The 17588-nt window shown below is 68.5% G+C and carries 15 protein-coding genes; 5 read left to right on the top strand and 10 right to left on the bottom strand.

Annotation, left to right across the window (positions count from 1 at the left end; genetic code table 11):
- The first annotated feature begins 58 nt into the window (after positions 1 to 58).
- The 5 genes from kstD (at position 59) to CKW34_RS02855 (ending at position 6252) form a co-directional block, all read left to right on the top strand.
- On the top strand, positions 59 to 1771 hold the full coding sequence (kstD, locus tag CKW34_RS02875; protein WP_174479625.1) for a 3-oxosteroid 1-dehydrogenase: 1713 nt from the start codon (positions 59 to 61) through the stop codon (positions 1769 to 1771).
- Positions 1772 to 1811: 40 nt separating this feature from the next.
- A complete protein-coding gene (locus tag CKW34_RS02870) occupies positions 1812 to 2672 on the top strand; it encodes a MaoC/PaaZ C-terminal domain-containing protein (RefSeq protein WP_059382559.1) in 861 nt (286 codons plus the stop codon).
- A gap of 34 nt (positions 2673 to 2706) precedes the next feature.
- Positions 2707 to 4452: a cholesterol oxidase substrate-binding domain-containing protein gene (locus CKW34_RS02865; protein ID WP_059382560.1), complete on the top strand. Its 1746-nt coding sequence runs from the start codon at positions 2707 to 2709 to the stop codon at positions 4450 to 4452.
- A gap of 142 nt (positions 4453 to 4594) precedes the next feature.
- Entirely contained in the window at positions 4595 to 5569 is a 975-nt protein-coding gene (locus tag CKW34_RS02860) for an alpha/beta hydrolase family protein (RefSeq protein ID WP_231921786.1), read from the top strand.
- 68 nt (positions 5570 to 5637) lie between these two features.
- Positions 5638 to 6252, top strand: coding sequence for a flavodoxin family protein (locus CKW34_RS02855; RefSeq protein WP_059382562.1), 615 nt, complete (start codon positions 5638 to 5640; stop codon positions 6250 to 6252).
- 27 nt (positions 6253 to 6279) lie between these two features.
- Here the strand turns inward: CKW34_RS02855 and CKW34_RS02850 are convergent, their stop codons facing one another.
- From CKW34_RS02850 to CKW34_RS02805, 10 genes are all read right to left on the bottom strand, one after another.
- Complete coding sequence (locus CKW34_RS02850; RefSeq protein WP_174479627.1) at positions 6280 to 7068, bottom strand: ABC transporter permease; 789 nt, start codon at positions 7066 to 7068, stop codon at positions 6280 to 6282.
- Between the two features lie 11 nt (positions 7069 to 7079).
- Positions 7080 to 8057 carry an ATP-binding cassette domain-containing protein gene (locus tag CKW34_RS02845; RefSeq protein ID WP_059382633.1) on the bottom strand — a complete coding sequence of 326 codons (978 nt, stop codon included), beginning with the start codon at positions 8055 to 8057 and terminating at the stop codon, positions 7080 to 7082.
- Between the two features lie 93 nt (positions 8058 to 8150).
- On the bottom strand, positions 8151 to 8987 hold the full coding sequence (locus tag CKW34_RS02840) for a mycofactocin-coupled SDR family oxidoreductase (protein ID WP_174479626.1): 837 nt from the start codon (positions 8985 to 8987) through the stop codon (positions 8151 to 8153).
- 104 nt (positions 8988 to 9091) lie between these two features.
- Positions 9092 to 10498 (bottom strand): DUF2252 domain-containing protein, encoded by a 1407-nt coding sequence (locus CKW34_RS02835; protein WP_059382634.1) that lies wholly within the window; start codon positions 10496 to 10498, stop codon positions 9092 to 9094.
- Between the two features lie 79 nt (positions 10499 to 10577).
- Complete coding sequence (locus CKW34_RS02830; protein WP_059382565.1) at positions 10578 to 11747, bottom strand: lipid-transfer protein; 1170 nt, start codon at positions 11745 to 11747, stop codon at positions 10578 to 10580.
- Positions 11744 to 12148 (bottom strand): MaoC family dehydratase, encoded by a 405-nt coding sequence (locus CKW34_RS02825; protein ID WP_059382566.1) that lies wholly within the window; start codon positions 12146 to 12148, stop codon positions 11744 to 11746. The genes CKW34_RS02830 and CKW34_RS02825 overlap by 4 nt, the downstream gene beginning before the upstream one ends.
- Positions 12145 to 13164 carry a bifunctional MaoC family dehydratase N-terminal/OB-fold nucleic acid binding domain-containing protein gene (locus CKW34_RS02820; RefSeq protein WP_059382635.1) on the bottom strand — a complete coding sequence of 340 codons (1020 nt, stop codon included), beginning with the start codon at positions 13162 to 13164 and terminating at the stop codon, positions 12145 to 12147. The genes CKW34_RS02825 and CKW34_RS02820 overlap by 4 nt, the downstream gene beginning before the upstream one ends.
- A gap of 14 nt (positions 13165 to 13178) precedes the next feature.
- Positions 13179 to 14330 (bottom strand): acyl-CoA dehydrogenase family protein, encoded by a 1152-nt coding sequence (locus tag CKW34_RS02815; RefSeq protein WP_059382567.1) that lies wholly within the window; start codon positions 14328 to 14330, stop codon positions 13179 to 13181.
- Positions 14315 to 15358: an acyl-CoA dehydrogenase family protein gene (locus CKW34_RS02810; RefSeq protein ID WP_059382568.1), complete on the bottom strand. Its 1044-nt coding sequence runs from the start codon at positions 15356 to 15358 to the stop codon at positions 14315 to 14317. Before CKW34_RS02810 ends, CKW34_RS02815 begins: the two co-directional genes overlap by 16 nt.
- 67 nt (positions 15359 to 15425) lie before the next feature.
- Complete coding sequence (locus tag CKW34_RS02805; protein ID WP_059382569.1) at positions 15426 to 17573, bottom strand: acyl-CoA dehydrogenase; 2148 nt, start codon at positions 17571 to 17573, stop codon at positions 15426 to 15428.
- Positions 17574 to 17588: the final 15 nt, after the last annotated feature.

Below are 17588 nucleotides of genomic sequence, written 5' to 3'. Positions count from 1 at the left end.
CAGGACTCTTCGTATTCGGGGATGGACTCGGCACCGCCATTTCTATAACGTGTTCTACATGACGAAGCAGGAGTACGACATCGTTGTCGTCGGCAGCGGTGCCGGCGGAATGACCGCCGCCATCACCGCAGCCCGCAAGGGCGCCGACGTGGTCCTGATCGAGAAGGCGCCACGCTACGGCGGGTCGAGCGCCCGATCGGGCGGCGGTGTGTGGATCCCCAACAACGAGGCCCTGAAGGCCGCCGGGGTGGACGACACACCCGAGGAGGCCCGGAAATACCTCCACAGCATCATCGGCGACGACGTACCCGCCGAGAAGATCGACACCTACATCGATCGCGGACCGGAGATGCTCTCCTTCGTCCTGAAGAACAGCGCACTCGAACTGCAGTGGGTGCCGGGCTATTCCGACTACTACCCCGAGGCGCCGGGCGGACGTCCCGGTGGCCGTTCGGTGGAACCGACACCCTTCGACGGTCGCCGTCTCGGCGAGGATCTCGCTCTCCTCGAACCCGACTACGCCCGCGCTCCCAAGAACTTCGTCATCACCCAGGCCGACTACAAGTGGCTGAACCTGCTCATGCGGAACCCGCGCGGACCGATTCGCGCCATGCGGGTCGGCGCCCGGTTCGTCTGGGCGAACATCACCAAGAAGCACCTGCTCGTCCGAGGCCAGGCACTCATGGCCGGTCTGCGGATCGGTCTGCGTGACGCCGGTGTGCCCCTGCTGCTGGAGACGGCGCTCACCGACCTCGTCGTCGAGGGCGGCGCCGTGCGCGGCGTCGAGGTGGTCGCGAACGGCGAGACGCGCGTCATCCGTGCCCGCAAGGGCGTGATCATCGCGAGCGGCGGTTTCGAGCACAACGCCGAGATGCGGGCGCAATACCAGCGTCAGCCGATCGGCACCGAGTGGACCGTGGGGGCGAAGGCGAACACCGGCGACGGCATCCGCGCCGGACAGAAGCTGGGCGCCGCAGTCGATTTCATGGACGACGCCTGGTGGGGACCGTCCTTCACCCTCACCGGCGGCCCGTGGTTCGCACTGTCGGAACGCAGCCTCCCCGGGTGCCTCATGGTCAACGCCGCGGGCAAGCGTTTCGTCAACGAGTCGGCGCCCTACGTCGAAGCGACGCATGCGATGTACGGCGGCAAGCACGGACGCGGCGAGGGACCGGGCGAGAACATCCCCAGCTGGCTGATCCTCGATCAGCGCTACCGCGACCGCTACACCTTCGCCGGCATCACCCCCCGCACTCCCTTCCCCCGCCGGTGGCTCGAGGCCGGGGTGCTCGTCAAGGCCGGTTCCGTCGCCGAACTCGCCGAGAAGATCGGGGTACCGGCCGACGCCCTCACCGAGACGGTGCAGCGGTTCAACGGCTTCGCCCGGGCCGGCAAGGACGAGGACTTCGGCCGCGGCGAATCCCACTATGACCACTACTACGGGGATCCGCGCAACAAGCCGAATCCGAGCCTCGGCGTGGTCGACAAGGCCCCGTTCTACGCGTTCAAGGTGGTCCCCGGCGATCTCGGCACCAAGGGCGGGCTCGTCACCGACGTCCACGGCCGGGTGGTGCGCGAGGACGGCAGCGTGATCGACGGCCTGTACGCGACCGGTAACGCCAGCTCCCCGGTCATGGGTCACACCTACGCCGGGCCCGGTGCCACCATCGGACCGGCGATGACCTTCGGCTATCTCGCGGCCCTCGACATCCTGGATCGCACGGGTGACGAACGCACCGAGGAACTGCGAGAATCCGCCGACACCGTGTGACCCGATCGACCCGAGTCAGAGCCGTAGAAAGGAAGCGCCTGTGCCCATCGATCCTTCGGTTGCCGTCGGAGCCGAACTGCCCGCCCAGGAATTCGAGTGGAGCAGCACCGATGTCCAGCTCTACAACCTCGGCATCGGCGCCGGGTCCCACCCCACCGACGCAGGCGAGCTGCGTTACCTCCGGGACAGGGATCCCCAGGTGCTCCCCACCTTCGCGACGGTCGCCGCGACCTTCCACCAGGTCGAGCCGCCGAAGGTCTCGTTCCCCGGGATCGAGATCGATCTCGCCAAGGTCGTCCACGGCAGCCAGGAGGTGACCGTGCACGCGCCCATCCCCGCATCGGGCAAGGGCCGCACGGTCACCCGCATCGCCGAGGTGTGGGACAAGGGCAAGGCCGCGGTCGTCGTGCAGGAATCGGTGACCGAGGATCTCGACGGCAATCCCCTGTGGACCGCGCGGTCGTCGATCTTCGCCCGCGGTGAGGGTGGTTTCGGCGGCGAGCGCGGCCCGTCGGAGTCGGTGGAGTATCCCGATCGTGAACCGGACGCCGAGTTCGACGTGCCGACCCTTCCACAGCAGGCGCTGCTCTACCGACTGTGCGGCGACCGCAACCCCCTCCACTCCGATCCCGAGTTCGCATCCGCGGCGGGCTTCCCGGCACCGATCCTGCACGGGCTGTGCACCTACGGCATCGTGTGCAAGGCGGTGACCGACGGTCTGCTCGACGCCGACGCATCGCGCGTGAAGGGATTCCGCGCCCGGTTCGCCGGTGTGGTCTTCCCCGGAGAGACCCTTCGGGTGCGCGTGTGGAACGACGGAGACCGCAAGCTCGTGACCGCCTCCGTCGTCGAACGCGATCTCGCCCCAGCCCTGGCCGACGTGGTACTCACCGTGGCGTGATCGCCACGCCCTCCCGAAAGAGCGACATGCGAATATGACACTTCGTGATTCGTCGCCGCGCCTGTCGCGGCGCGGTTTCCTCGCGGCCGGCGCCGGTGCGTTGGCGGTCTCCGCCCTCGGTGGATGGACCCCGGTCCATGCCGTCCCTTCCGGGTCCGCCGCCTCGACGCTCCCCACTCCCCCGGCGTTCCCCGACGGCATCGATCTGTACCAGCAGGCGTACCAGAACTGGTCCAAGGAGATCATGCTGGACGCCATCTGGACCTGCGCGCCTCGCACCCCGGACGACGTGGTGCGCCTGGTGAACTGGGCGCACGAGAACGGATACACCATCCGTCCGCGGGGGGCCATGCACGGCTGGACACCGCTGACGATCGTCAACGGTGCACCCGTCGACCGGGTGATCCTCGCCGACACCATGCTCCATCTCGACTGGGTCCAGGTGAGCCCCGGCGGCTCCCCCGCGACCGTCACGGCAGGTCCCGGCGCGACGCTCGACGCCATCACCACTGCATTGCAGGCCCACGGTCTCGGACTCGCGAATCTTCCTGCGCCCGGCGTGTTGTCGATCGCCGGGGCGCTCGCCGTCAACGCGCACGGCGCCGCCCTGCCCGCCAACGGTGAATCCACCCTCCCCGGCCACACCTTCGGGTCGCTGAGCAATCTCGTGACCGAACTGACCGCCGTCGTGTGGGACGGCAGCGCCTACGCACTGCGTACCTTCACCCGCGCCGATCCCGAGATCACCCCGCTGCTCACGCATCTCGGCCGGACGTTCATCACGTCCGTCACGTTGCAGGCCGGACCGAACTACCGCATGCGCTGCCAGTCCTTCACCGACATCACCTGGCAGGAACTGTTCTCGCCCGCCGGCGCGCCGGGTCGGACCTTCGAGTCGTTCGTCGATTCGGCGGGGCGGGCCGAGGCGATCTGGTATCCGTTCACGGAACGTCCGTGGATGAAGGTGTGGTCGCTCGCACCGGAGAAGCCGGCCACCTCGCGGGAGGTCACCGGGCCGTACAACTACCCGTTCTCAGACAACGTGCCCGAGCCGATCACCGACCTGCTGGGGCAGATCACGGCCGGGAACACTTCGATCGCACCGGCTTTCGGGCAGACCTATTACGGCGTGACGGTGGCCGGTCTGGCGGCGACGGGATCGTCCGACATCTGGGGCTGGTCGAAGGATCTGCAGTTCTACATCAAGGCCACCACCCTGCGCCTCACCGAGGGCGGCGGTGCGGTGCTCACGAACCGCGCCAACATCGCCAACGTGATCCACGACTTCGCGCACTGGTTCTCCGAGCGCATCGAGCACTACCGCAGCCTGGGACAGTTCCCCCTCAACGGTCCGGTCGAGATCCGGTGCTGCGGACTGGATCAGCCGGAGGACGTCCTCGTCCCGTCTGCGGGACCGCCGACGATCGCGTCGACCCGTCCGCGTCCCGACCACCCGGAATGGGACACCGCCATCTGGCTCAACGTTCTCGGTGTCCCGGGAACTCCCGGCATGTTCGCCTTCTACCGGGAGATGGAGCAGTGGATGCGGCAGCGGTACAACGGAAGCGACTCGACCTTCCGGCCGGAATGGTCGAAGGGCTGGGCGTTCGGTCCCGACCTGCCGTACACGGACGAACAGATCCTGACGCAGGGCCTGCCCGACACCTACCGAGAAGGTGTTCCGTCGGACGAGAACTGGGATTCGGCTCGCGCGGTATACAACCGTCTCGATCCGCACCGGGTGTTCAGCAACACCTTCATCGACACCCTGCTTCCCTGACCCCCGGGCGTCCTCGCTCATCACGGACACAGCGCAGTCCTTTGCTAGGGTTCGCATCATGCGGAACGTGCGAAGGTGGATCGGTGCTGCTGCTGTGCCCGTGCTGGTTCTCGCGGGAGGCGTGACACTCGCAGGAACCTCGGTGGCCCTTCCTGACACGGGTTCGGTCGCCGTGTCGAACGGCACCGACGCCCCGGTGACCTTCGAGGCCGACGGCACCACCTTCCACGGCAGCCTCCGCAACCCGGACGGAGCCGCGGTGGCCGCCGCACTGCTGCTCCCGGGCAGCGGTACCACCGATCGCAACGGCAACCAGCCCGGCGTCGCGGCCGACACCCTGGTGCGTACCGCGGACGCACTCGCCGCCCACGGCATCGCGAGCCTGCGCTTCGACAAGATCGGGGCCGGCGAGACGGGTCTCGGGTCCTACACCGTCGAGACCGTCGGCGAGTACGGCTTCACCGAGCAGGTCGACCACGCCGAAGCTGCGGTGCGCCTGCTCGCCGAACGCACCGGAGTCTCCCCCGAGGAGATCCTCGTCCTCGGACACAGCGAGGGTGCACTGACCGCGCTCGCGCTGGCCGATCGCGGCATCGGAGACGGTTTCGCATTCCTCGCTCCGCTGCCGATGCGCTATCTGGACCTCCTGTCGGCCCAGCTGAATGCCGTGGTGGATTCCGGACAGCTCGGCCCCGACGGTGAGGCGGTCCGGGCCGACCTGTCGCGTGCCGTCGAGTCGCTGCGGACGACCGGGGCCTTCCCCACCGACCTGCACCCGGTCCTCGCGCAGTTCGGAATGAACCCCGCGAACGCCAAGTTCCTCTTCGAATCCGACAAGCTCGATCCGGTCGAACTCGCCGCAGAACTGGCGGCCGACACCCCGGTGCTGCTCACCTGCTCCGACAAGGACCTGAACATCAGCTGCGCGCAGGTCGAGCCGCTGCGGAACGCCCTCTCCCACACCGACCTGCAGTTCGAGCACTTCACCACCGCGAACCACAGCCTCGAGGAGCTCGGACCGCTGCAGCCCGGCCCCGCCGATCAGGTGGCCCTGCTGCCCACCTCGTTCGAGTTCTCGGCGGCGATCGACGGGTGGGCTGCCGCACGCGGTCGCTGATCGTCGTGCTGTGGCCGATTCTCGTGCTGCAGCCGATTGTCGTGGCGTGACTCGGGTATCCCCGGCACATGACAGCACTGCACGCCGTGGCCCTGAACTGCACGCTCAAGCCGTCCCCCGCCGAGTCCAGCACCGACAAGATGGTGGCGCACGTGTTCGGCGCACTGTCGAAGCACGACGTCAGCGTCGAAACCGTCCGGGTCGTCGACTTCGACGTCAGGCCCGGCGTCGAGGCCGACATGGGCGACGGTGATCAATGGCCGGAGATCGTCGAGCGCATCGCCTCGGCCGACATCCTGCTCGTCGCCACACCGACCTGGGTGGGACACATGTCGAGCGTCGCCCAGCGCGTCCTCGAGCGGCTCGATGCCGAATTGTCGAACACCGACGACGAGAACAGGCCGCGCATGGTGGGCAAGGTCGGGATCGCCGCGGTCGTCGGCAACGAGGACGGCGCGCACAAGATCGTCGCCGACCTGTTCCAGAGCCTCAACGACATCGGTTTCTCGATCCCCGCCCAGGGCTCGACCTACTGGAACGGCGAGGCGATGTCGGGCACCGACTTCAAGGATCTCGACGAGATCCCCGAAGCGGTGCGCTCGACCACCGAATCGGTCGCCCGCAATGCCGTGCACCTGGCGACGCTGTTGCGTCAGCGTCGGTACGCGCCCTACCCGGGGTGACGCCGCTCGCCGGGCGGACGTTGTCGGTCAGCGGCTGACGGCCTTCTGATACCTGCGAATCGCGAACGGCACGAACACGATCAGCATCAGAGCCGTCCACAGCAGCGACGCGAGGATCGGATTCTGCAGGGGCCATACGTCGGGTGGTGGCACCATGGGATTGGTGTTGCCGAACAGTTCGCGGACCGCCTGCGTGACCGCCGAGATGGGATTCCATTCGGCGATGACGCGCAGCACCGTCGGCATCGACGACGGATCGACGAACGTGTTCGCGATGAACGACAACGGGAAGATCACCATGAAGCTCGCGTTGTTGAAGACCTCGGGTGTGCGGATCCACATGCCGATCACGGCCATCACCCACGACAGGGCGTAGGCGAACAACAACAGCAACAGGTAGCCGGCGAGCGCCTCACCGACCGAGGTGTTGATCCGCCACCCCACGAGCAGACCGGTCAACGACATCACCACGAGACTGAGCACGTTGATCAGCACGTCGGTGCTGGTACGGCCGATGAGCACCGCGGACGGGGCCATCGGCAGCGACCGGAACCGGTCGATGATGCCCTTCTGCAGGTCTTCGACCATCCCGAGGCCCGTCCACGTGGACCCGAAGATGACCGTCTGGGTGAAGATGCCTGCGATGAGGAACTCCCGGTACGAGACGCCGGGAACGTCGATCGCACTGCCGAAGACGTAGGCGAACAACAGCACGAACATGATCGGCGACAGCGTCGTGAACACCAGCAGATCCGGCACACGCTTGATCTTGATCATGTTGCGCTTGGCGATGGTCAGGCCGTCGGATGCGACCATCTCGAGTGTGTTCACGACACCGCCTCCTCGACCTTCTCGTCCGTCCCGCGACCGGTGAGCGTGAGGAACACGTCGTCGAGGGTCGGTTTCCGCAGAGCGACGTCGGAGACCCGGATGCCCGCGGCCGACAGCTTCCCCAGCGCCGTCACGAGCCCGTCGGCTCCGCCGCCCGAGTCGCCGCTGACCGGCACCGTGATGCGACCGGTGCTGCGTTCGACCCTGATCTCCCCGGATGCCACCGATTCGAGCTCGTGGACCGCCCGCTCACGCTGGTCGGTGTCGGTCACGGCGAGTTCGATGCGTTCGCCACCGACGCGGCTCTTGAGCTCGTCGGCCGTGCCGCGGGCGATGACCGTGCCCCGATCGATCACGACGATGTCGTCGGCGAGGCGTTCGGCCTCGTCCATGTACTGCGTCGTGAGCAGCAGCGTGGTGCCGCGCTGCACGAGGGTGTCGATGACGTCCCACAACCCGAGGCGGGCCCGCGGATCGAGACCCGTCGTGGGTTCGTCGAGGAACAGCACCGGAGGATCGGCAACGAGCGCACCGGCGAGGTCGAGGCGGCGTCGCATACCGCCCGAATAACCCTTCACCGGGCGATCGCCCGCTTCCTCGAGATCGAACTGTTCGAGGAGCTCGCGTGCCCGGAGGCGACTCCGTTTGACGCCGAGGTGGTACAGCCGGCCGACCATCTCGAGGTTCTCGAAGCCCGTGAGATATTCGTCGACCGCCGCGTACTGCCCCGACGCTCCGATCCGGGAACGGAGTTCCCGCGCTTCGGTGAGGACGTCGTATCCCGCCACTTCGGCGCGACCGGCATCGGGGACGAGCAGTGTCGTCAGCACCCGCACCGTGGTGGTCTTACCGGCGCCGTTGGGACCGAGCAGTGCGGTGACCGTCCCCTCCGGTACCCGCAGATCGACCCCGTCGAGCGCTCTGACCTTCCCGTATGTCTTGATCAGTCCTTCTGCAACTATGGCGTCGGCCATGAGTTTCTCCCTGACTGTGGTGGTGAGCACAGTGTGCACGAAGAGACCGACACGATTCGACGGGTTTTCTCATCGCTCCGCCGGGCGGATCGCTCAGCCCGTCACCCGGGCGGCGTTGCCGGCATCGATCGGCAGCACGGTGCCGGAGATGTGTGCGGACGCCTCGTCGGCGAAGAACAGGACCGCACGGGTGATCTCGGCCGGGTCGAGCCACGGCACCGGTTGTGCGTGCAGGGAGGTGAACACCGGGGCGACATCGTCGGCGGTCGGATGTTCGAGGTCGGGCCGCAGCATCCCGTAGAGCGCGTCGTTGTGGATCATCGGCGTGGAAATGTTGCCCGGGGCGACGGCGTTGACGGTGATGCCGTTCTGCGCGAGGTCCAGGGCCGCGCTCTTCGTCAGGCCGATCACGCCCCATTTCGACGCCGCATATGCGGCCATGTTGGTGTTGCCCGCTCGGCCGAGCATCGACGACACCGTGACGATGCGTCCGTAGCCGCGCTCGATCATCCCGGGCGCGACCGCGGCGACGGTGTTGAACACCCCGGTGAGATTGGACGCGATCGCTTCGTCCCACATCTGTTGCGGCATGCGGTGCACCGGTGCCGCCACCGACACCCCGGCATTGGCGACCGCGATGTCGATCCGTCCGAGTTCGGCGTGGGCACGGGCGACCAGAGCGTCCATCGCCGGACGGTCGGCGGTGTCGAGTGTCGCGGAGACGACTCGGCGACCGGTCGCCTCGACGAGTCGCACCGTCTCCGCGAGGTCCTCCTTTGTCGCCAGCGGATATCCCACCACCGGTGAGTCGGAGCACCGGTCGCAGACGACCACGTCGGCCCCTGCTTCGGCGAATGCGACGGCGTGCGAGCGTCCTTGGCCCCGCGCCGCTCCCGTCACGAATGCGACCCTGCCCTCGAAACCCATCATGACGTCCTTCCGTCGGCGCGTGATCGCCTCCCTTGTACCGCGCCGAGGGAGAAGACAGGTGAGTGAGTCCCGGACAGCGGACGTGTCCGGGACACGAACGGGGATCAGAGTCCGGTCCGGACCTTCACTCGTCCCTGTTCGACGGCGTCGTGCAGCGCCTGCAGGTCGCGCTCGTTGCGGTCGGCGTAGGACACCGCGAACGACGAGAGCGCCTCGTCGAACTCCTCGTCCGTGCCGAGATAGGCAGCCACCGCGATCCGGTCGCCGGCCCGGGCGTGGGCGTAGGCGAGCACCCGGCCGCAGAGTCGGCCGTAGAGCTTCATGCCCTTGGGCGCCATCTCCTCGATTACCGCCGAACCCTTGCCGTCGCGGAGCTGACGGATGTAGAAGTCCCGGTTCACGCCGTCGGCTCCGGCGCCCTGCTGCCAGCCGAGGAAGATGTCGCTCGCCGACTGCATCAGCCGCTGACCGTTCACGACGCGTTCGCCCTCGTTCCGGAAGGCCGGACCGTCGACGTAGTACGACAGCACCGAACGCTGCGCCTCCTTCGCCTGCAGGAACAGCGGATCGTCGTCGTCCGCACCGCGCAGCAGGAGGATCCACGCCCGCGTGCCGACGCTGCCCACTCCGACGACCTTCCGCGCGGCCTGGACCAGCTCGAACTGTTCGAGAAGGACCCGGCGGTCCCACTGCAGCGTCGCCCGGTACGCACGGACACGGCCGTACAACTCGTCGTAGATCGCCTCGGCGTCGAGGTCGGCGAAGACCTCTTCGACAGGCACGATGAGCGGCGGATCGCTGATGATCCGGCGGTGACCGTCGATGATGGTGGTCAGCTTCTCCAGTGCCTGGAGACTGTCGCGGCGCGAGGCCTTCTCGAGCGCTTTGCGGGTGCGCTTCTCCATCCGGGCGCTGAGCTTCCCGCCGAGCTCCGCCATCTCCGCGGTCGGATCGAGATGCGCGTAGCGCACGGCCATGTTCCCGAGTTGCGCCTGTCTGCACATGGTTTCGCGGTATTCCGCCGCACACGCCCGGGTGATCTTCCGGCGTTCCTTCGCGGTGAACCCGTTGTCGCGACCGGCGATCTCGAGGCTCGCGACCAGGCGCTTGACGTCCCATTCGAACGGCCCCGGATAGGTTTCGTCGAAGTCGTTGACGTCGAAGGCCGTTCTGCGTTCGGGGGTCGCGAACAGACCGAAATTGCTCGCGTGGGCGTCGCCGCACAGTTGGGTGTGCAGACCGCTGTTCGGGGTTCGCGACAGATCGTCGGCCATCACCAGCGCAGCACCGCGGAAGAACGCGAACGCCGACGTCGCCATGCGTCCGTACCGGACCGGGACGAGCTGCGGGACGCGGGTCTGCGCCTGACTCTCGAGCAGGGCGATCGGATCCCGGGACAACTCCCCGAGCTCGGCCAGCGACTCGACGGGAGTGACCCTGCGAGCGGCGAGACCGTTCTGGACCCGCTGTTCGCGGGTCGGGTGCACGACATGTCCGTCCGTGACCGACACGGGTCCTCCCACAGGGATCCCACCGGAGTATGAGCCCTCATCGTAGGCACGCCCGCCCCGCCGTGGGAGGGGAACGGTGTCAGGACCGCGACAGCACCAGACCCGAGGTCGGAACTCCCGTTCCTGCCGTGACCAGGACGTGGTCGACGTCGTCGACCTGGTTGACGGCCGTGCCCCGGATCTGCCGTACGCCCTCCGCGATGCCGTTCATGCCGTGGATGTAGGCCTCGCCCAGCTGACCGCCGTGCGTGTTGATCGGTAGCCGTCCGCCCACCTGGATGCCGTCGGCGACGAAGTCCTTGGCCTCGCCGCGGCCGCAGAAACCGAGTTCTTCGAGCTGCATGAGCACGTACGGGGTGAAGTGGTCGTAGAGCACGGCCGTGGCGATGTCCTGCGGCCCGATGCCCGCCTGCTCCCACAACTGGTCGCCGACGATGCCCATCTCCGGCAGGCCTGTGAGCCCGTCCCGGTAGTAGCTGGTCATGATGTACTGATCGGGTCCGCTCCCCTGCGCCGCGGCCGCGATCACCGCCGGGGTCTGCTTCAGGTCCTTCGCCCGCTCGGCGCTGGTGACGACGATCGCGACGCCGCCGTCCGATTCCTGGCAGCAGTCGAGCAGGTGCAGCGGCTCGGCGATCCACCGCGAGTTCCGGTGGTCCTCGAGCGTGATCGGCTTGCCGTGGAAGAACGCCTTCGGGTTGGTGGCGGCGTGCGCCCGATCCGCGACCGCCACGGCGCCGAAGTCGGCGCTCGTCGCACCGGAGACGTGCATGTAGCGTTGCGCGACCATCGCGACGAACGAGGCCGGTGTGCTCAGTCCGTGCGGGTAGGAGAACGCGTTGTCGGTTCCCGACGAATTCACCTGTGCGGCAAGGGCAGTGTTGACCTGTCCGTACCGCGCGCCGGACCGCTCGTTGAACGCCCGGTACGCGACCACCACGTCGGCCACGCCGGTCGCGACGGCCATCGCCGCCTGCTGCACCGTCGCGCACGCCGCACCGCCGCCGTAGTGGATGCGGGAGAAGAACTTCAGGTGCGGGATCCCCACCGAACGAGCCACGGCCACTTCGGTGTTGGTGTCCATCGTGAACGAGACCAGACCGTCGACGTCGGCCGGGGTCAGCCCCGCGTCGTCGAGGGCGGCGCGCACCGCTTCGGCGGCGAGGCGGAGTTCGCTGCGGCCGGAGTCCTTCGAGAAGTCGGTCGCACCGATCCCGACGATCGCCGCTGCACCCGACAGGCCGCTCATGCGGTGCCTCCGATCACGAAAGTTGCTGTGGCCGTGATGTGTTCACCCAGTCTGTTGGTACCGGTGATGTCGACGGTGACCAATCCGTCCTCGACGGACGCGACGGTGCCCGAGAGGGTCAGGGTGTCGTAGGCGTACCAGGGCACCCCCAGTCTCAGCGAGATCGACTTCACCACCGCGCGGGGGCCGGCCCAGTCGGTGACGTAGCGCTGCACGAGGCCCGTGTCGGTGAGGATGTTGACGAAGATGTCCTTCGATCCGCGCTGCTGAGCCTTGTCGCGATCGTGGTGCACGTCCTGGAAGTCGCGGGTGGCCAGAGCCGTCGACACGATGAAGGTGGGATCGGCGTGGATCTCGAGGGAGGGCAGGCTCTCGCCCGTCGTGACGGTCGGGGTGCTCACACGTCCTCCTCGAGGGGCTTCCAGGCGTACAGCGTCCACGGCTGCCCACCGGTCTCGTCGTCACCGGGGAAATCGAGGAAGGTGACCTCGACCGGCATCCCGATGCGTACCTGCCCGGGATCGACGTCGCGGAGTTCACCGAGCATCCGGACACCCTCGTCGAGTTCGACGAGCGCGACGACGAAGGGCACCTGTCGCCCCGGCACCTTGGGTGCGTGGTGGACGACGAAGCTGAACACCGTTCCGCGACCGGAGGACACGACGTAGTCGGTGGTCTCCGACTTCTCGAGCCACAGCGCCGGGACGGGTGGGTGCTGCAGGGTGCCGTCGGGGCGTCGCTGGACGCGCAGTTCGTGGGCGGCCACACCGTCCCAGAAGAACTGCGTGTCGCGGGAGACGGACGGGCGGAGCATCCGCGTGGGGTCGAGATCGTCGGGTACCGCGGATGTGGGCCGGTCCTCCGACGTCTCCGCGCGCTCGTCCTTCGACGGCGGCGCGAACTTCAGGATGCGGAAGAGCATCTCGGCGACGACCTCGTCGCCGACCTTCCACAGGTTGCGGGTGGTGAAGAACCATCCCTCTCCGAGTCCGGTCCGCTTCGGGCCCACGACGTCCTCGAGGGTGGATTCGATCGTCACCTGCTCGCCGTGACGCAGGTAGCGGTGGTAGATCTGGTCGCAGTTGGTGGCGACCACCGAGGTGTACCCGGCGTCGTCGAGGATCTGCGTCATCCGGCCGAGCGGGTCGTCCTTCTCGCGCTCGGCGCCGAGGCCGCGCATCGTCCATACCTGCGCCATCGCGGGCGGGGCCACGAGACCGCCGTGACCGGCGGCGATCGCCGCGGTCTCGTCGGTGTAGATCGGATTGTCGTCGCCGATCGCCTCGAGCCAGTTGCGGATCATCGGCATGTTCACCGGATCACGGCCGGGTCGCGGCGCGGACGGGCCGTCGCCGCGGACCCTCTCGGCCGCCTGCAGGATCTCCTCGGGGGTCTTCCCCCGAACATCTCGTGTCACCGAATTCTCCTGCCTCACCGCGGGACCCGCGGCATGCCCAGACCGGCGGTGGCGATCAGTTCGCGCATCACCTCGTTGACGCCACCGCCGAAGGTGATGACGACATTGCGTTTGGCCATCATGTCGAGCCAGCGGAGCAGTTCGGCGGTGTCGTCGTCGGCCGGATCGCCGAAGGCACCGACGATCTCCTCGGCGAGGCGACCGACCCGCTGGATCCGCTCGGTGGCGAACACCTTGGTCGCCGAGGCGTCGGCGATGTCGACGGCGTCGTTGCTGCTCGCCGCGACCTGCCAGTTGAGGAGTTCGTTGAGCCGCCAGGTCGCGTGGATCTCACCGAGTGCGCGTCGCACCTCGGGGCGGTCCTGGAGTTCGTGGGCGCTGACCCACTCGACGAGCCGGTCGTAGATACCGGCGACGCGACCGGCCGGGCCGAGCATGACGCGTTCGTGGTTGAGCTGGGTGGTGATGAGCTTCCAGCCCTTGTTCTCCTCGCCGACCAGCATCTCGACGGGTACGCGCACGTCGCTGTAGTAGGTGGCGTTGACGTGGTGGGCACCGTCGCACGTGATGATCGGGGTCCAGCTGAAACCGGGATCCTTCGTGTCGACGATGAGCACGGAGATGCCGCGGTGACGCGAGTCGGCGGGGCCGGTGCGGACGGCGAGCCAGATGTAGTCGGCGTCGTGCCCACCGGTGGTGAAGATCTTCTGCCCGTTGACGATGTAGTGGTCGCCGTCGCGGACCGCGGTGGTGCGCAGGGCCGCGAGGTCGGTGCCCGCCTCCGGTTCGGAGTAGCCGATCGCGAAGTGCACCTCGCCGGCGAGGATGGCGGGCAGGAACTTCCGCTTCTGCTCGTCGGTGCCGTAGACCTGCAGGGTCGGGCCGACGGTCTGCAGGGTGACGCTCGGCAGCGGGACATCGGCGCGAACGGCCTCGTTGGCGAAGATCTGCTGCTCCACGTCGCCGAAGCCGCGGCCGCCGAACTCGACGGGCCAGCCGACGCCGAGCCAGCCGTCCTTGCCCATGCGACGCACGACCTCGCGATAGGTGGGGCCGTGCCGCTCCGTGCGCATGATCGCGGCCTCCTCGGGTGAGACGAGGCTGCTGAAGTAGCGCCGCAGTTCGGCCTGCAGTGCGCGCTGGTCGTCGGTCAGATCGATGAACACCGGGCCCCCACGAGGTCGAGTCGGTACGAGGCGCCGCCGAGCAACCGGGCGAGGTCCTTGGCGGTCGACGAGTACTTGTGCAGCGGATAGGTCTCGTCCACACCCACGCCGCCGTGCAGATGGTGCAGCACCCGCATGGCCGGTGGCAGTTCGGCGGCGATCCAGTAGGCGGTGACGTCGAGATCGTCCGCGGCGTCGAGACCTTCGGCCAGACGCCAGACCGACGACAACGCCGCGACGTGCAGGGTGCGCGCGGTGACGTAGACGTCGGCGATCTGCTGCGCGACTGCCTGGAAGGTCGCGAGCGGCTTGCCGAACTGGTGCCGCTCGCTGACGTGCTTCGCGGTGAGTTCGGTTGCTCCGGAGAGCAGTCCGTCCGCGAAGGCCGCCACGGCGGCGAGCGCGATCCGATGGAGTGTCGCCACGGCGTCGGCGCCGGATTCGGCGAGCAGGACACCCACGGCACCGTCGGCGCGCACCGAGAACTCGGGAGAGCCGGTGGAGGTGGGGCTCGGACGCAGGGTCACACCATCGGCATCGGGAGCCACCGCGACCACGCCCGCGTCGGTGGGCAGCAGCACCACACGCGCCCGGTCGGCGTAGGGCACGGCGACGAACGAACCGGTGACCGCGTGACCCCCGTCGGTGGCGACCGCCGTGGCGGCCGGTTGCTCCGGGAAGGCACGGCCCGGTTCGCCGAGCGCGGCCGTGAGCACGGCTCCTTCGGCGACACCGGCGAGCAGGTCGTCCTGTTGCTGCTCGGAGGCGAGCGCGAGGACGGGCAGCACGCCCAGGCCGAGGGTGGCCAGGGCCGGGGTCTGCGCGGCTCCGCGTCCGATCTCGGTGAGCACGGTGGCGACTTCGCCGAGCCCGAGACCCGACCCGCCGAGACGCTCCGGCAGGGCGAGCGAGAGCAGGTCGGCGTCGGCCAGCGCGGCCCACAATGCGTCGTCGGTGAGGCCGCGTTTCAGGAGACCGGCCGCCACACCGGCGATCTCCTCCTGTGTCTCGTCACGTGCGAAGTCCACCGTCACCCACCTTCGAATAGAACGTGTTCTAGTTGTAGCACTCCCGGGCGCCCCGCGGAAGGACCGCTCAACCCCGCGGCAGGCCCAGCAGCCGCTCGGCCGCCACGGTGAGCAGGATCTGCTCGGTTCCCCCGGCGATCGTCAGGCACCGGGTATTGAGGAACTCCCGGGTGAGCGGACCTTCCACCCAGCCGGCCTCGCCCGCGAGATCCATGGCGAGCTCGGCGGTGTCCTGCCGCTGCCGCACACCGATGAGCTTGCGGACGCTGGACGCGGCGCCCGGATCCTGACCTTCGAGCTGCGCGAGGGTCGCCCGCAGATCCAGGAGCGAACCGACCGTCGCCTCCCCGATCTGCGTCGCGATGCGGTCCTCGGCGACGGGATCGCCGGGGGTCGACAGTTCGAGCAGTTCCTCGATGCGCGGCCCCAGCGACGACTTGCCGCCCATCGCGACGCGCTCGTTGGCGAGGGTCGTGCGGGCCAGCTTCCAGCCGTCGCCGAGATTGCCGACCACACAGTCGTCCGGCACGAAGACCGAGTCGAGGAAGACCTCGTTGAACAACGCGTCGCCGGTGATCTCGCGCAACGGCGAGATCGTGATGCCCGCCGACTTCATGTCGACGAGGAAATAGGTGATGCCCTTGTGCTTGGGGACGTCGCGGTCGGTGCGGGCCAGGCAGATCGCCCAGTCCGCCTGCTGCGCGAGCGAGGTCCACACCTTCTGTCCGCGCAACACCCATCCGCCGTCGACCTTCTCGGCGCTCGTGCGCAGCGCCGCGAGGTCCGAGCCGGCACCGGGTTCGGAGAACAACTGGCACCACACCACGTCGCCGCGCAGGGTGGGCATGACGAAACGCTCGATCTGTTCGGGTGTTCCGTGTTCGAGGACCGTCGGAACCGCCCACCAGCCGATCACGAGGTCGGGACGTTCGATACCGGCGGCGGTGAGCTCCTCCTGGACGACGAGCTGTTCGGCGGCACCGGCTCCGCGACCGTAGGGCGGCGGCCAGTGCGGCGCGAGCAGACCCGACTCGGCGAGGACGACACGGCGTTCGGATTCGGGTGCGGCGGTGATCTTCTCGACCTCCGCGCGGATCCGTGCGCGTTCCTCCTCGTGATCGGACAGGTCGATACCGAGGTGACGGCGCGCACCGTCGCGGACCAGGGTCGTCAGCCGCGATCGCCACGCGGTGGAACCGCCGAGCACCTGGCGGGTCGCGACCGCGCGGCGAAGATAGAAGTGCGCGTCGTGTTCCCACGTGAACCCGATGCCGCCGAGCACCTGGATCGCGTCCTTGGCGGTCTGCACCGCAGCGTCGAGTGCGACCGCCGCGGCGGCAGCCGCCGCGATCGGCAGTTCGTCGGGCTGCGCGTCGACGGTGACCGCGGCGTCCCACGCCACGGCCCGGATCTTCTCGGTGCGGCAGAGCATTTCGGCACAGATGTGCTTGACGGCCTGGAACGAACCGATCGGTTTCCCGAACTGCTCGCGGATCTTCGCGTACTCGACGGCCGTGGTCAGCGCCCAACCGGCGAGACCGGCCAGCTCCGCGGCGGCGAGACCGGCGGTGAGGTCGCGCACGAAGCCGGCCGGGACGGTCGCGACCCGGTCGGCCGGGACCGTCGCGCCGTCGAGGCGGACGCGGGCCACCGCGCGGGAGGCGTCGATGGTCTCGAGCGGTTCGATGTGCAGACCCGGATCGTCCGCCTCGACGAGCGCCCAGCTCTCGACGGCCGGATCACCTTCCCCCGCGACACGGACGAGCACGGCGACCCCGGCTTCGGCACCCACGGCCGGCCCGGCCTCACCGCGCAGCAGGACTCCGTCACCCGCCGGCTCCACGGTCACGCCGGAGTCGAGAGCGAGTGCGGTGGGGACCTCACCCTCGGCGAGTCGCTCCGCCGTCTTGGCGACGGTCTCACCGGCACGGCCGAACACGAGGGCCGCCACGGCGGTGGTCAGGACCGGACCCGGCGCGAGTTCGTGGGCGGCCTGCTCGAGCATGACGGCCAGATCCACGGCGGTCGCGCCGAGGCCGCCCGCCTCCTCCGGGACGGCAACACCGAAGATTCCGAGTTCTGCGAGGGAGGACCAGCCGTCGCGCCACGTCGCATCACCTGCGCGACGTATCGTCGACATGGGGTCTACGGCACGTGACCAGGCCTGGACAGACGCCTGGACGGCCCGCTGCTCCTCGGTCGTGGCGATACTCACAGCGGTTTCCGCCCT

This window comes from Rhodococcus rhodochrous (genome assembly GCF_900187265.1).
Classification (GTDB): domain Bacteria; phylum Actinomycetota; class Actinomycetes; order Mycobacteriales; family Mycobacteriaceae; genus Rhodococcus; species Rhodococcus rhodochrous.
This window is presented reverse-complemented; position numbering and strand designations above follow the sequence as displayed.

What these genes read in the sequence shown, in the direction of transcription:
- CKW34_RS02840 (WP_174479626.1), bottom strand. Translation starts at nt 8,987, where the DNA reads ATGATGGGTTTCGAGGGCAGGGTCGCATTCGTGACGGGAGCGGCGCGG.
- kstD (WP_174479625.1), top strand. Translation starts at nt 59, where the DNA reads ATGACGAAGCAGGAGTACGACATCGTTGTCGTCGGCAGCGGTGCCGGC.
- CKW34_RS02830 (WP_059382565.1), bottom strand. Translation starts at nt 11,747, where the DNA reads ATGAGCGGCCTGTCGGGTGCAGCGGCGATCGTCGGGATCGGTGCGACC.
- CKW34_RS02850 (WP_174479627.1), bottom strand. Translation starts at nt 7,068, where the DNA reads ATGGTCGCATCCGACGGCCTGACCATCGCCAAGCGCAACATGATCAAG.
- CKW34_RS02865 (WP_059382560.1), top strand. Translation starts at nt 2,707, where the DNA reads ATGACACTTCGTGATTCGTCGCCGCGCCTGTCGCGGCGCGGTTTCCTC.
- CKW34_RS02855 (WP_059382562.1), top strand. Translation starts at nt 5,638, where the DNA reads ATGACAGCACTGCACGCCGTGGCCCTGAACTGCACGCTCAAGCCGTCC.
- CKW34_RS02845 (WP_059382633.1), bottom strand. Translation starts at nt 8,057, where the DNA reads ATGGCCGACGCCATAGTTGCAGAAGGACTGATCAAGACATACGGGAAG.